Origin of the sequence: Paenibacillus sp. FSL L8-0644, assembly GCF_038008165.1 — a bacterium.
Classification (GTDB): Bacteria; Bacillota; Bacilli; order Paenibacillales; family Paenibacillaceae; genus Paenibacillus; species Paenibacillus polymyxa_D.
This window is the reverse complement of record NZ_JBBOYN010000001.1, coordinates 1,743,257-1,757,256: the sequence shown is the minus strand read 5'-3', so window position 1 is coordinate 1,757,256 and position 14,000 is coordinate 1,743,257. Positions and strand designations below refer to the sequence as shown.

The following is a 14,000-nucleotide window of genomic DNA, read 5'->3' as shown; positions in this document are numbered from 1 at the left end:
GCCGTACTATACTGTTGCCTATATAATAACCGTACCTTGGAGTGCCGTCAACCCTAAATTCTAATGATTCAGTTTTTCCTTTGCCAATGCCAGAGCACCGCACAATCCAGCATTATCACCCAATCCTGGAGATACGATATATTGCTCAATACCTGTTGTCAGACTCGAATGCTGCACGTATCCGTTCAAAAGTTTTTGTAGTTTGGTACGAATGAGCGGGAACAATTGGTCTTGCTTCATTACTCCCCCGCCCATAATAATTTTTTGCGGGGACAGGATTAATACATAGCTCATTAAAGCCTGTGCCAGATAGTACGCTTCCATTTCCCAGGCCGGGTGATCGACAGAAAGCTCATGTCCTTTAACCTTCCATCTTTTTTCGAGCGCAGGACCTGCTGCCAGACCCTCCAAACAATCTCCGTGATAAGGACATGTCCCCTCGTAAGTATCTTCTGGGTGACGACGTACCAGAATATGCCCCATTTCCGGGTGAGATAATCCATGTATCAGCTTTCCACCAACCAAAGCACCTGCCCCGATGCCTGTGCCTATCGTGATATACAGACAGTTGTCCAATCCTTTGGCGGCACCCCAAATAGACTCACCAAGTGCTGCTCCATTCACATCCGTATCAAACCCCATAGGCACATCAAAATGCTCTTTCAGTTTACCAATCAGATTGTAATTTCCCCAATGTGGCTTTGGCGTTGTTGTAATATAACCATATGTATCACTACCTTCGATAGGATCAATCGGCCCGAACGATCCTACGCCCAATGCTTCAATGCCCTTGCCTTCAAAAAATGCGATGACATTCTCCATTGTTTCTGCTGGTGTGGTTGTTGGAAAGCTCGCTCGTTCCAGTACCTCTCCACGTTCGTTGCCAATTCCACATACAAATTTGGTACCGCCTGCCTCAATTGCTCCCAATACTGTCATAGTTGCTGTTGTCCCCTTTCGATAATCCGGTTCTCTCTCCACTATATTCACCTGAAATGTACCTGAGGTCAATCCCCTAATCGCAATTGTATATAATCCTTCACAAGACGATATAACTCCGTTAACATAACGGTATACAAATAAGGACACTGACGCATCCAGCCTCAGCATCCCTATATAACTTACTTTACTTAAATTGTCGTACCAAGCCTAATAGCTTCATTATGATCCGGTTGCGACACCCATCAATGTACACAAGCTTTTCATTTCAAGCTGCTCAAACTTGTCTACAATTTGCACGTGATCCAACGTCAGCAGACAACTATCCAAAGCACATGCTACAGGTACACCACAGTGAATTTCAGCGAGTTTGCGTGAAAGATGCAGCATATCCAAATCACTCTCAATTTTTTTGCGGACCGATGGTGTTAATTGATCCAGATTCTCCAGAATGCCCTCAATAGAGTCGTATTCCTGCACCAGCTTGAGTGCCGTTTTCTCACCAATACCTCGTACTCCTGGATAATTATCGCTTGCATCCCCCATCAGGCCTTTAAGATCCACCACTTGGCGTGGCTTAAGTCCTTTTTCAGTCAGCAGGGTCTCCGGGGTATATACCATATAATTGCCGTGGCCTTTTTTCATAATAATGACCCGTGTCCGATCATCCACTAATTGAAGTAAATCATGATCTCCCGAGAGAATCATTACATCCATGTCCTCATTTTGCGAATAATGGCGTGCAAGCGTACCGATACAATCATCGGCTTCAAAGCCTTCCGCTCCAATGTTGGGAATGCCGAGGCTGTCCGTCACTTCACGAATCAATGTAAATTGGGGAATCAAATCATCGGGTGCGTCGGCTCGGTTTCCTTTATACGCAGCAAAATGTTCCCCACGGAATGTTGTTCCGCCCATGTCCCAGCAGCAAATAACATGAGTAGGGTTAAAGGTTTGGACTGCATCCCAAAAATATCGAATAAAACCATAGATGGCGTTCGTTGGCACCCCAGCTTTTGTACGACGGATATAACCGTTTGCGGCGGTTGCATAATAAGCGCGAAATAGCAGGGCCATGCCGTCAACCAGCATTACGGATTGTTCATTGCGTTGTGTCACAGATTGTATTGCTCCCATTCATCATAATATTTAACCCCCACAGTATAACATATCGTGGGGGTAAATTGGGCGTTATTGAGCTCCCCATGTGCCCTCAAATGTTTCCTCTTTGAACCCTACCGTTACTTTGTTACCGTCGGTTACAATCGGGCGTTTGATTAATCTTCCATTTGAGGATAAAAGCGAAATTTGCTCTTCACGGCTCATGTCTCCCAGCTTATCTTTCAGCTTTAACTCTTTGTACACCTCACCGCTAGTATTGAAAAACTTTTTCAGCTCCAGCCCGCTTTTGCGAATCAATTCTTCCAATTCCTCCGGGCCGGGCGGCTGTTCAAAAATAGGAATCAGTTCCGTCTCATGCCCCTTGTTTTGCAGCCATTTCACTGCATTACGGCAGGTACTGCATTTAGAATACTGATATACTTTCAGTTGGCTCATCGCTAGTTTAACCTCCATTTGGTTTTCTCTTAAAAGCTCCTGCATTTCAGCCATATCGTCAGGTAGAGGAGCATAGAACGTCAGCCGCTCCCCGGTTACAGGATGCTCCAAGGACAGCTCTGAAGCATGTAAGGCTTGTCGAGGCATCCTGACATCAAGCTGATCATATCGCTCACGTTGCGCAGCATCATCAGGTGTAATCCGGTACATTTTATCTCCGATCAACGGGCAGCCGATATAAGTCATATGCACTCGAATTTGGTGCGTACGCCCGGATTCCAACTTTAGTCCGATACGGCTTCCCCCGTTCCACACTTCCTCCAGCTTATACAGCGTAAGGGCAGGATAACCATCCGGAGTCACCATACGCAAATGCGGATCATCCGGGTTGCGGTCAATCGGTCCGTCTACCTTACCTTCCTGCAGCTCAGGGCGCCCATGCACCAGAGCCGTATAGCGCTTATCCACCGTTCCCGCAATCATCTGTTCAGAAATATGCTGGTGTACATATGGATTTTTGGCTACGACCAGCACCCCCGTCGTCTCCTGATCAAGACGATGAACAGGACGAAACCGGAACAGCTCCCCCTTGGTCTGCCAATAATGCACAACCCCGTTAGCCAGTGTTCCTGTGTAATGACCATGAGTCGGATGGACAATCATGCCCGCCGCCTTATTCACCACTAACAGATGTTCATCCTCAAACAATATCTCAAAAGGAATGGGTTCAGGTAAAATATCATCAGAACGCTCGCGCTCCATGCGAATTTCTACTCGATCCCCGGATTTCACCTTTACGCTGATGTACACACGCGTCCCGTTCAGCATAATACCTTGCTCGGTCAGCTTGAGTTTGGATATTAACTTTCGAGAAATGTTCATACGTTTTTGTAAAATAGTCTTCAACAGCATGCCCTCCTCCTCCGGAGGGATCGTATATACGATAGGTTCATAGTACAAGCTCATCACAAATTCCCGGTTGCCTCCTTATTTGCGGAACACTTTTTTGCTGCGCACATATTCGACATCGGGTACGCCCTGACGGACATTCGCTGTGCGAGCGACGGCAAAGAAATAATCGGAAAGGCGGTTTAAATACCGACGTACCGCCGGATTGATGTCCGTATGTTTACCTAGTGTAACCGCACGGCGTTCTGCGCGTCGGCAAACCGTACGGCATACATGAAGCGTTGAGGATAATGTGCTACCACCTGGTATAATAAAACGCTCCACCTTCGGATTTTCCTCCTGACATGCATCAATCCAACCTTCCAGACGCTCTGCCAGCTCGTCCTTCACCTTATATTTGCTTTCACTGATTTTAACAAATGCCAAATCCGAACCACAATCAAACAGCTCCTGCTGTATTTCTTCCAATTGAGTCCGAATATCCGCAAACTCTTCCCCTTCGGCAAAGCTGATGGCTTGTCCTACAAAGCTGTTCAGCTCGTCAATTGTTCCGTACGCTTCCACACGATCATCATCTTTGGACACTCGACCGCCGATCACAGAAGTTTGTCCTTCATCACCTGTTCTAGTATAGATTCCCATTCCATTTCATCCCCTTTATCATTCCGTAAGTGCTTTCAGCACCTTGATGGCTTCTTCCTTATTGCTTGTACGAGGCGGAACGGTAGCAAATAATGTTTTGGAGTTATATTTTAGCTCCTTAAACATCTTCATCTGCTCCACCGGAATTCCGAACAAATGAGTTTCCTTGCTCACATCTGTTCCTTCTTCCTCCTGCCCCTTCTTCTTAAATACGCCGCCCTCGAACACGCCCCGGGCATACGTCTTCTTGTCAAAAGCATCATCTAACGGCAGATTCGAACCATTCTGTCCATACAGCTTCATGTCCTCTTCCGGCAAAAGAAACAGATCATGTTCCCCGGCCGCATATTCTACAACCAGCTTCTGCTGGTTATACAGCGGACTGACTGAAATCTCAATAGTCGGAGCCTGTTCACCCAGCTTATCCTTAAGCTTTTGTGCCAGCTCCTCACGGATGACTGAAGCATCCCCTTTATCCATAATAAAAATGGAGAAGCTGTCCTTGTCCCGTCCCCCACATCCAGCCAATAATACAAGTGTCAGCATTCCGATGATCCACGGCGATAGCCTTTTTAGCCCCGCTCTCATATGTACGCCCCCTCTTCCATGCCATTAATATATCATAAGTTGTGAACGCAAAAAAAGAAGGCTCGACGGCCTTCTTCTTACATTTGGCTGACTTCACACGGTTAAACCTTGCATTCCGTACCATACAGCTTCATATATTCATTGATTTTCAAATCGAGCTTGCAGCTGATCTCAATGACAAGATCAGAGGTGAAGGACTGCTCTTTCTGAAACGTCCGCATCATCTCATTGCGCAGGAACAAAATTTCATCTTCCAGAGAAATGTCGTATCCTATTGAACTAGACGAATTAAATCCAACATATGACATGAGCATTCCTCCTACAATTGAAAAATTGAACTTCCTGCTATCGATTTCAAATTATAGCATAGAAATTTAGAAATAAAATACTATTTTTTATGAATTACCCATAAAAAAATAATTTTAACCTTCTTTTCTTACTTTTTCTACAAAATGACCAATCCGATCCAGTGCCTCCGTCAGCTGAGCAACAGAAGTCGCGTATGAGCAACGAAGATAGCCTTCGCCTCCCAAACCGAACACATTACCTGGTACAGCCGCAACTTTAGCCTCTGCCAAAAGACGCTGTGCAAATTCATCTGAGCTGAGTCCCGTGCTTTGAATACTAGGGAAAACGTAAAAAGCCCCTCTTGGCTCATGGCACTCCAGGCCGATTTCCCGAAACCCTTCAACCATCAGACGGCGACGCTGATTATAGGCTTCTACCATACGATCTTTCTCACCCAAACCATTCCGCAACCCTTCCAGTGCCGCAACTTGCCCCATAGAAGGCGCACACATTACGGTGTACTGATGGATTTTGAGCATAGCGGCAATCAGATCGGGATGTCCGCATGTATATCCAATACGCCAACCTGTCATGGCGAAGGCTTTGGAAAAACCACTGACGAGAATTGTACGATCCATCATACCAGGCATAGCCGCAAAACTGACGTGCTTCTCTCCATAATTCAATTCAGCATAAATTTCATCAGAAATGACGATCAAATCATGCTTTTCCACGACTTCGGCAATCGGAAGCCAATCTTCATAAGTCATCGTAGCCCCAGTTGGATTGCTCGGATAGCATAAAATCAGCACCTTGGATTTAGGTGTAATTTTTGCCTCCAGCGCCTCAGCCGTCAGCTTGAATTCATCCTTAGCAAAGGTTTCAATACCTACCGGAATCCCGCCTCCAATTGCAGTGATTGGAGAATATGAAATGTAGCACGGTTCGGGCACGAGAATTTCGTCGCCAGGTACAATTAACGCACGCAAAGCAAGATCAATCGCCTCGCTTCCCCCAACGGTCACGATAATCTCATTTTTAGGATCATAACGGACTTCAAATTGCTCATTCAGATAATCACTGATCGCTTCACGCAGTTCTGGCGTTCCCGCATTAGACGTATAGCTGGTAAAACCTCGCTCTAATGAATAGACACAGGCTTCCCGCATATGCCAAGGGGTTGTAAAATCCGGTTCGCCTACACCAAGGGTAATAATATCCTTGTTGCCACCCACCAAGTCAAAAAACTTACGAATACCCGAAGATGGGATCTCGCGCACCAACGGGGACAAATAGGAACTCATAGCTTTGTTACTGTCGGTAAATGCTTCTGTTTTGAGATTCATCATGATCTTCCTTTACGGCGAAATCATCAGACGATTATCTTCCTGATGGTCCTCAAAGATAATTCCGTCCTGCTTGTATTTTTTAAGCGTAAAATTAGTCTTGGTAGACAAGACCGAATCAATAGGCGACAGTTTCTCCGACACAAAGTTAGCGACCTCACGAAGATTGCGGCCTTCAACCTCTACCAGCAAATCGTATGCTCCGGACATGAGATAGACCGATTTAACTTGCGGATACAAATAAATCCGTTCTGCAATCCCTTCAAAGCCTCTTCCACGCTCGGGTGTAATTTGCACTTCGATCAAAGCGGTAACCTTTTCGTCGTCTACTTTGTCCCAATTAACTACAGCGGCATATTTGACAATCACGTGTTGGTCTTCGAGCTCTTTCATTGAGATGCGTACATCCTGCTCGTCAACCCCCAGCATAGTAGCCAATAAAGTCGGTGTTCTTCTTGCATCTTCTTTTAACAATTCCAGCACTTTTAATTTCAATTCATTCAGCTCTGTCATTCTACATAAGGCCTCCATCGAAAGAGATTACTATACATCATACAATACGCACTTTAAACCTGCAAAGAAAAACCGTCCACTCCGGTAAACCCGGCAGGTGGACGGCTGTTATGGGAATCTGCTTCAAAAACAGAAAATCCCGTTTACATATAATAAGGGTTGTTTTGATGTGTAGACTGGCCTTGCTGGTGCATAGATTGACCATATACTCCCGCGGATGTCGACTTTTGCTGAATGAACTGTTGGCATTCTTGTTGGGTCTTGCGAGCTTCTTGAATCTGTTTGTCCAAATCGATGCGCAGTGCTTTAGTTGGAGTGGCGTACATATTATTTTGGCTCATCAGATGATACAAATCACCTTGCAGACGCAATGTATCATTCGTAAGGTCGGTGAACATCTGACGCACAGACGGACAATTGGATTCTGTCGTCGCCGTTGTGTATTCGCGCACTGTACGTTTCATATCAGCAAGAATGGTATAGAGCAAATCTTCTTCGGGCATAAATGACATATTGTTTTGTGAATACATTCTGTCAAACCTCCTTTATTGGTAAATCCAAATTACTGCTGTGGTTGCATTGGAGCAAGCTGCTGATGCTGTTGAAGAGCATTAGAAAGCAGATTCAAGTGGTGCTCATGAGTTCTTGCCAGTTGTAAACAGGCTTGTTGGATGGCTGGGTGCTGAATAGACGCCGCTGTGGCCGCACATTGTTTGAGTAGTAGTTCTTCATTGGAGATGGAGTCCACGATGTACTCCAGCTCTTTGCCTGACAGGGGTTGCATGTTCGTAGATTGCATAATCTCTGTGCCTCCTTAAAAGTTTTGTTGCACGCTGGTTATCTTGTCCGTTTGGCGAAATACTATGTACACATAAGAAATACTACATATTGCCTATGAGGAGTGCTATTTTATATGGAGTTGATAAGCGGGAATACATATTGGCCGAATACATTGGAGCAGGCGCTGGATTTTCCGCCTTTGGCAGAGGATTTAAATTGTGATGTATTGATCATCGGGGGAGGGATGGGGGGGGCCATCTGCTCCCGGTTATTGGGAGAACGACAGGTAGACACCGTGGTTATTGACAAACGCAAACTGGTAACTGGAAGCTCTTCGGCCAATACTGGCCTGCTGCAATACAGCAATGACAAGACCTTAACCTCTTTCATCAATACGTTTGGTGAAACGAACGGTGTACTGTTTTACCGCATGTGCAAGGATGCACTAGATCAGTTAGATAAGCTGGCTGCCACACTGGATACAGACCCTTCCTTTATTCGGCGAAGCAGCCTGTACTATGCAAGTACACTAGAAGATGTACAGGTGCTTCAGGAAGAGTACAAACAGCTAACCCGGTTTGGATTTCCAGTGGAGTACTGGGATGAGCAACAAGTGGCTATCCGATTTCCTTTTCGAAAACCGGCAGCCTTGTACACACACGAAGATGCCGAGGTTAATCCATTTTTGTTTGCCCAAGGACTATTGCAATCCGCCAGCCGTCTCGGTGTACGCTTATATGAGCATACGGAAGCCAAGCATTTTGAATTCAATGAAAATGAAGTCGTTTGTCATACCAGCGGTGGAATGATCCGAGCGAAAAAAATCATTTTTGCAACGGGTTATGAAACACAAGAGATTAAAACTGATCGGGGAGCCGTTCTGCAAAGCTCTTATGCTATCGCCACCAATCCAATCGGAGATGCTCCCTTGTGGCATGAGCAGTGTCTGATCTGGGAAACGGCCCGTCCTTATCTATATATGCGCTCCACACCGGAAGGACGTATCATTATTGGTGGTTTGGATGAACCTGTATTGGACGCCAACCAACGTGAAATCAGGCTACTACACCAACAACAAAAGCTGCTGCAAGCACTACAGGAGCATTTTCCCAGTGTGCCATTTCAGATCGACTACGCTTGGGCGGCTGTATTCGGCTCCTCTCACGACGGCTTGCCGTATATTGGTCCACATCCGCGTTTTCCAAACTGCTATTTCTTGGAGGGTTACGGGGGAAATGGGACGGTTACGAATATGATGGCCGCACAGCTATTGGCTGATGAACTGACGGGCACACACCGACCTGAAATGGAGCTGTATTCTCTGACCCGTACGACCAAACCCTCGCCAGAAGCAACAAAACCAATGGTTTAACATATGAATACAAAAAGAACCTCCTTTCGCCTATATAAGTGAATTCTGAGGTTCTTTTTGTGTTGAATTTTCCTGTTACTCCGTTTGCTTGCGCCAGCGTTGTGCATGGGAATGAGAATTGCTTCGCTTTGTCTTCTGTTCCATCTTCAGCACATTTCGCATAAAAAACCAGCCGATCACTGGCATTAATGCAAGTCCAATCAACAACCAAATCATCGCTGTAGGAGCCTTGCTGATACTTAGGACGCCCAAGAAAATGAGTGTACCGGTCAACCGTCCTACCATTAAGCACAGTTCACGCAGTACAACCAGTTCCACTCTCTGATTCGCATCTCCTTCACTCGTACCCATTAAATCAAAACTCGCTGAGATCATAGGAATTAAATACAAGGGCAGGAATATAGCGGTGCCGATCCCCATAATCAGTAGCGTGATATACTCCATACGCCACAATAATGGTAACAGCGCAATCACCAACAATACAGCACCCAACAGCATACCAGCCGAGCGATAGTGTGGCTTGAGCCATTTTCCGACAGCCCAAAAGCTGAAAAATGAAACCGCCGAGGTGATAAGTGAAAACTGTGCCAGCTTCCATTCCTGTTGAGTAGCTACATACACGAGCAGCGTAATCAGGAAGGCAAAAACCCCTTCACGAATGCCCTGGGTAACAAGTGATAACGACAAGGGACGCCACATGCTCCCTTTTTGTGACAATCGTTGCTTAGGCTCCTTCCAATTGTAATTTCCTGTCGGCTTACGCTTGCGAAGAAAAAAACTAAGCACCACTCCTACGACATAAAAAGCTAAGGAAATACTGAATATTACTCGATAACCCGCATCATCCTCCATACGAGCAATAATCCAACCAGACAGCCAAGGACCCACGATACCGGAAAACGAACCCAGCAGACCGACCCATCCGTTAAAATGATCGCGACTTGCCTGATCTGTGACTTCGAAAAAAATGACATTAAACGCCAGCCAGAATAAACCTAATGCTGCACCCAATAACATTCCGAGCGGCCATATGTAGTTTACAGCCTGCGGTCCCGTATATAACACGATTAAATAAAACAGACCGGACAGTGCTGTCCCCACGCGCAGGGCATTCATTTTGTTATGTTCCTTGACCCATTTTCCAGCCACCCAGACCATAATTCCCAGCGCAATTTGTTGGCTGACATTAAACCAGCCAATCATCGCGTAATCCTGCCTGCTCTTCCATAAATATACGTTGAGAAATGTGCCTGACAATGCTGCTGCAAACACAAACAATCCATTCAAGCTTAATAGCAGAATGGATTGTCCGTTTAGGTTTGATTTCAATGCAGTTCCCCCTAACCGAAAAATCACCAATCAGCTTGTTTAAAGCCAGCTTGTTCAAAGATTTCTTCGATTAAGATGCCCGTATTGAGCTTGGGCCTATCCGGGGGATTGCTAATTAATTGTTGGAAATACCGCTGAGCTTCTCCAGCATCCGCAGTCGGTCATTCTCTGACAATGTGTGCTGGACATGAAAACAGCTAGGACACACATAAACATTCAAGACGAATGGCAAGTCCAGAACAGGTTTGCCGAGTGCTGGCGACATCGACGGTTCAAAGCCTTCTCTGGTTACGGTTTGCGAACCCGCATGCAGCATGTACTCTCCACATTGGGAACATTCAAGAACTTCATCTTGTCTGTCGAGTATTTGTTCAGCGCCTTGTTCATAAGCCATCAGATCCGCACCGCTTTCTTCAAATTTTTGCAAAGTATGCAGCACCGGCAGCTTATGAAGCTCATTATCCTGCAACAACGGTGCATCAACCGGTTTTTCAACTACGATTTCATCCTCTGCCTCATATAAAATATCCTGCTCTTCATCATCACCGAGCTGAATACTCAATGTACGATAACCCTTCAGGTCTTCTTTTCCATGAGCGTGAGGCGCCGGGGTTACAGAAGTCACATGATCATGTTTCGTCTCTTCATGTCCATGCTCACCGGCATGTCTATGAACAGGTGGAGAAACAGACTCATCTTCATCATCATCAGTGATGTCAGAGTAACCTTTCAGATCATTATGGCAATAGGGACACTCTTCCTCAGGGCCCAATTCTTCATCCCAAATAATTTCCATGTTACACCATGGACAAATAGTCATTTCCAAGCTTTATCATCCTTCCGTTCCAAGCGTATACCAAGCTCTAGTATACAGGATGTGTCAAGTTACACTGGCACCGATCACATAAGATAACGATATTGAAATAATCATGGAAAACAAGCCGACAGCACGGTTATCCTCTTTAATCTGTTGATCGATAGAAAATACCGGTGTCAGAAACTCAAAAAGAAAGTACGCCGCAAGTAGCAGTAAAAAGCCAACGAACGACCAAATCATCGTATCGTACACGCTCGATTTGGCTTCCATTGCAAAGCGGAGCACGTTGCAAATACCGAACATTTTCCCTCCCGTAGCCATGGCTACTGAAACATTGCCGCGCTTGATCTCTTCCCAGCATTTATAGCGGGTTACCAGCTCAAAACACGACAAAAATACAATTAACTCCAGCACCGCCACCGAGAAATAACCCAGCATCATCCCCAACGGATGTGACAGCAATTCATCAATCGCCATCTTCACTTCGTCCCTCCCGTTCTACCAAGCGTTCCCGGGCAAAGCCGCAACCCATAACTATTCCAATTCAGCAACGGTTACGCCTGTACCGCCTTCATTGTAATTACCGATACGGTAGCTTTTCACATGTTTATGCTTACGGAGGTACTCCTGAATACCGGTTCTCAGAATACCCGTACCTTTGCCATGAATAATGTGTACCTGACCCAGATTGGCCAGAAACGCTTCATCCATGAAGCGGTCCACTTCCATCAAGGCTTCCTCCACGTTCGCCCCCCGAAGATCAAGTTCACTTCGTACGTTATCATCCCGTGTCCGTTTAACGCCAGTGACTGGTTTTTGAACTCTTGGAGTCGTTGTTTGGGCAGGTTGCAGTAGTTCCAGATCATCCAAACTGACCTTCATCTTCATGATCCCCAGTTGAACCACAGCTTCCTTGGTACCGCACAGTTCAACCACGTGGCCTTTTTTATTCAGACTGTGAACGGATACTTCATCGCCAGCCATGATAGAACGAGTACGCGTAGCGGCCGGGCGTTTGACAGTACTTTTCTTGCGTTGCTTCGGTTCAGCCTCATCCAGTTCTCTGCGAGCTGCAATCAGCTTGTGCTCCTTAACCGAGGCCCCTTCTTCCTGAGCCAATTTACGCAAATCAGTAATGATTTTCTCAGCTTCGCTACGAGCCTTATCCACGAGAACTCTTGCTTCGTCCTCAGCTTTTTCCAGCATACGGTCCCGTTGGGACTCCAGCTTATCCAGCTCCATCTGATGACGGCTACGCAATGCTTCCATTTCTTTACGCAACTGCTCTGCTTTTTCCCGTTCTTGCTCAGCTGTCAAACGGTTCTGCTCCAGTGACGCAATCATGTGCTCAACGCGCTGGTCTTCTTCTGTTACCTCACCACGGGCATAGTCTAATATGCGCCCTGGCAATCCCAATCGCTCGGCAATGGCAAATGCGTTACTTCGTCCGGGGACACCGACCAGAAGGCGGTAAGTCGGGCTTAAGGTAGCGACATCAAACTCCATGCTTGCATTAATAATTCCTTTACGCTCATAGGCATACGCCTTCAATTCACTATAGTGAGTCGTCGCAACCATACGGCAACCCATGGCATGTATATGCTCCAAAATGGACACAGCCAAAGCCGAACCTTCCGCGGGGTCCGTTCCTGCCCCCACTTCGTCAAGCAATACAAGACTTTTGGGCGTCATATTTTTCAGGATGCTAATGATATTGGTCATGTGACTGGAAAATGTACTTAAGTTTTGCTCAATGCTCTGCTCGTCACCAATATCAGCATAGATTGCATCAAATACACACAGCTGGCTTTCATCCTCAACAGGTACAAACAGTCCAGACATCGCCATCAAACTAAGCAGGCCAATGGTTTTCAGGGTAACGGTTTTCCCCCCTGTGTTCGGTCCGGTAACGATAATGGAGGTGTATGAATTGCCCAGCTCCACATCTATGGGAACGACCTGCTCCAACGGAATTAGAGGATGTCTGCCTTTTTTCAGCTTCAAGTACCCTCGGTCATTCATTAAAGGCAAGGTTGCTTTCATTTCACGGGCGAGACGCGCTTTTGCAAAAATAAAATCAAGATTGCCCAAAATGTCCACATCATACAGCAACATATCCGCTTGTTCTGCGACAAGTGCGGTCAGCTTTTGTAAAATGACTTCAATTTCACGCTCTTCTCTCAGCCTTGTTTCCCTCAGCTTATTGTTCATGGCTACGATAGATTCAGGCTCGATAAACAATGTTGCACCTGACCCGGATTGATCATGAACAATTCCGCCAAAATAAGAACGGTATTCGGCCTTAACCGGGATCACAAACCGATCTCCACGAATCGTAATCAACTGATCTTGAAGCATTTTGGATACAGTTGAGGAACGAATCATGGAATCCAGCTTCTCACGAATACGCACTTCTCCCGAGCGTAGCTCCCGACGGATTTGTGAAAGCTCTGTGCTGGCAGAATCCAACACTTCTGCATTTTCGTCAATACAGCCTTTGATGGAGTTTTCTAAACCTCTCTGCTCCGAAAGCTGCTCACTCCAATACAGCAATGTTTCGACAGGATTTTCTTCATGCAAACTTGTCACGTATACTTGTATACGGCGTGCGGCCTGAACCGTTGTCCGAATGCCAAGCAACTCATGCGGGCTTAATGTTCCACCAATACGGGCACGCTTCACCGCCGGAGTGATATCCACTACTCCGTTAAATGAAGGCACTCCTTTGAGGCGATCAGCAGCATAGGCCTCATCCGTACCTTTCAGCATTTTCTTGATATGCTCCAAATCATCGCTGGGCTGTAGCCGAAGGGCTGTCTGTTGTCCCGTTGCCGTTTGGGCATAGTGACTTAGTTTATTTAGAATTTTTTGATATTCAAGGGTTTTGAAAATTTTAGAGTCCAACTTCACTACTCCTTTC

General features: G+C 46.1%; 15 protein-coding genes and 1 pseudogene. 1 reads left to right on the top strand and 15 read right to left on the bottom strand.

The annotated features are described in order from the left end of the window. Nucleotides 1-60: 60 nt before the first annotated feature. From NSS94_RS07935 to NSS94_RS07885, 11 genes and pseudogenes are all read right to left on the bottom strand, one after another. Nucleotides 61-939 (bottom strand): ROK family protein, encoded by an 879-nt coding sequence (locus NSS94_RS07935; protein WP_069012832.1) that lies wholly within the window; start codon nt 937-939, stop codon nt 61-63. A 222-nt stretch (nt 940-1,161) separates the two neighbouring features. Continuing rightward, on the bottom strand, nt 1,162-2,058 hold the full coding sequence (locus tag NSS94_RS07930; protein WP_080710677.1) for a 5'-3' exonuclease: 897 nt from the start codon (nt 2,056-2,058) through the stop codon (nt 1,162-1,164). Nucleotides 2,059-2,130: 72 nt separating this feature from the next. Then, complete coding sequence (locus NSS94_RS07925; protein WP_141695545.1) at nt 2,131-2,496, bottom strand: arsenate reductase family protein; 366 nt, start codon at nt 2,494-2,496, stop codon at nt 2,131-2,133. Nucleotides 2,497-2,508: 12 nt separating this feature from the next. Next, a pseudogene (locus NSS94_RS07920) lies at nt 2,509-3,462 on the bottom strand (RluA family pseudouridine synthase); the annotation flags it as partial. A 21-nt stretch (nt 3,463-3,483) separates the two neighbouring features. Then, nucleotides 3,484-4,047, bottom strand: coding sequence for a cob(I)yrinic acid a,c-diamide adenosyltransferase (locus NSS94_RS07915; protein ID WP_029516494.1), 564 nt, complete (start codon nt 4,045-4,047; stop codon nt 3,484-3,486). Between the two features lie 18 nt (nt 4,048-4,065). Beyond that, on the bottom strand, nt 4,066-4,635 hold the full coding sequence (locus NSS94_RS07910; protein ID WP_069012834.1) for a hypothetical protein: 570 nt from the start codon (nt 4,633-4,635) through the stop codon (nt 4,066-4,068). Between the two features lie 101 nt (nt 4,636-4,736). Beyond that, entirely contained in the window at nt 4,737-4,943 is a 207-nt protein-coding gene (locus NSS94_RS07905; RefSeq protein ID WP_069012835.1) for an aspartyl-phosphate phosphatase Spo0E family protein, read from the bottom strand. 114 nt (nt 4,944-5,057) lie between these two features. Beyond that, a complete protein-coding gene (locus NSS94_RS07900; RefSeq protein WP_029516491.1) occupies nt 5,058-6,269 on the bottom strand; it encodes an aminotransferase class I/II-fold pyridoxal phosphate-dependent enzyme in 1,212 nt (403 codons plus the stop codon). 12 nt (nt 6,270-6,281) lie between these two features. Next, nucleotides 6,282-6,782 (bottom strand): Lrp/AsnC family transcriptional regulator, encoded by a 501-nt coding sequence (locus NSS94_RS07895; RefSeq protein ID WP_069012836.1) that lies wholly within the window; start codon nt 6,780-6,782, stop codon nt 6,282-6,284. A 143-nt stretch (nt 6,783-6,925) separates the two neighbouring features. After that, nucleotides 6,926-7,312 (bottom strand): spore coat protein, encoded by a 387-nt coding sequence (locus NSS94_RS07890; protein WP_069012837.1) that lies wholly within the window; start codon nt 7,310-7,312, stop codon nt 6,926-6,928. A 32-nt stretch (nt 7,313-7,344) separates the two neighbouring features. After that, a complete protein-coding gene (locus NSS94_RS07885) occupies nt 7,345-7,581 on the bottom strand; it encodes a hypothetical protein (RefSeq protein ID WP_013370103.1) in 237 nt (78 codons plus the stop codon). A 114-nt stretch (nt 7,582-7,695) separates the two neighbouring features. On the opposite strand from NSS94_RS07885, the gene NSS94_RS07880 reads away from it, so the two are divergent. Then, nucleotides 7,696-8,934 (top strand): NAD(P)/FAD-dependent oxidoreductase, encoded by a 1,239-nt coding sequence (locus NSS94_RS07880; RefSeq protein ID WP_341039124.1) that lies wholly within the window; start codon nt 7,696-7,698, stop codon nt 8,932-8,934. A 75-nt stretch (nt 8,935-9,009) separates the two neighbouring features. Here NSS94_RS07880 and NSS94_RS07875 read toward each other — a convergent pair whose 3' ends face one another. The 4 genes from NSS94_RS07875 to NSS94_RS07860 form a co-directional block, all read right to left on the bottom strand. Further along, on the bottom strand, nt 9,010-10,263 hold the full coding sequence (locus tag NSS94_RS07875) for an MFS transporter (protein WP_069012839.1): 1,254 nt from the start codon (nt 10,261-10,263) through the stop codon (nt 9,010-9,012). A gap of 115 nt (nt 10,264-10,378) precedes the next feature. Further along, nucleotides 10,379-11,089 carry a hypothetical protein gene (locus tag NSS94_RS07870; RefSeq protein ID WP_069012840.1) on the bottom strand — a complete coding sequence of 237 codons (711 nt, stop codon included), beginning with the start codon at nt 11,087-11,089 and terminating at the stop codon, nt 10,379-10,381. A 54-nt stretch (nt 11,090-11,143) separates the two neighbouring features. Then, on the bottom strand, nt 11,144-11,557 hold the full coding sequence (locus tag NSS94_RS07865) for a DUF350 domain-containing protein (RefSeq protein ID WP_013309402.1): 414 nt from the start codon (nt 11,555-11,557) through the stop codon (nt 11,144-11,146). Nucleotides 11,558-11,614: 57 nt separating this feature from the next. Continuing rightward, on the bottom strand, nt 11,615-13,984 hold the full coding sequence (locus tag NSS94_RS07860; RefSeq protein WP_341039122.1) for an endonuclease MutS2: 2,370 nt from the start codon (nt 13,982-13,984) through the stop codon (nt 11,615-11,617). Nucleotides 13,985-14,000: the final 16 nt, after the last annotated feature.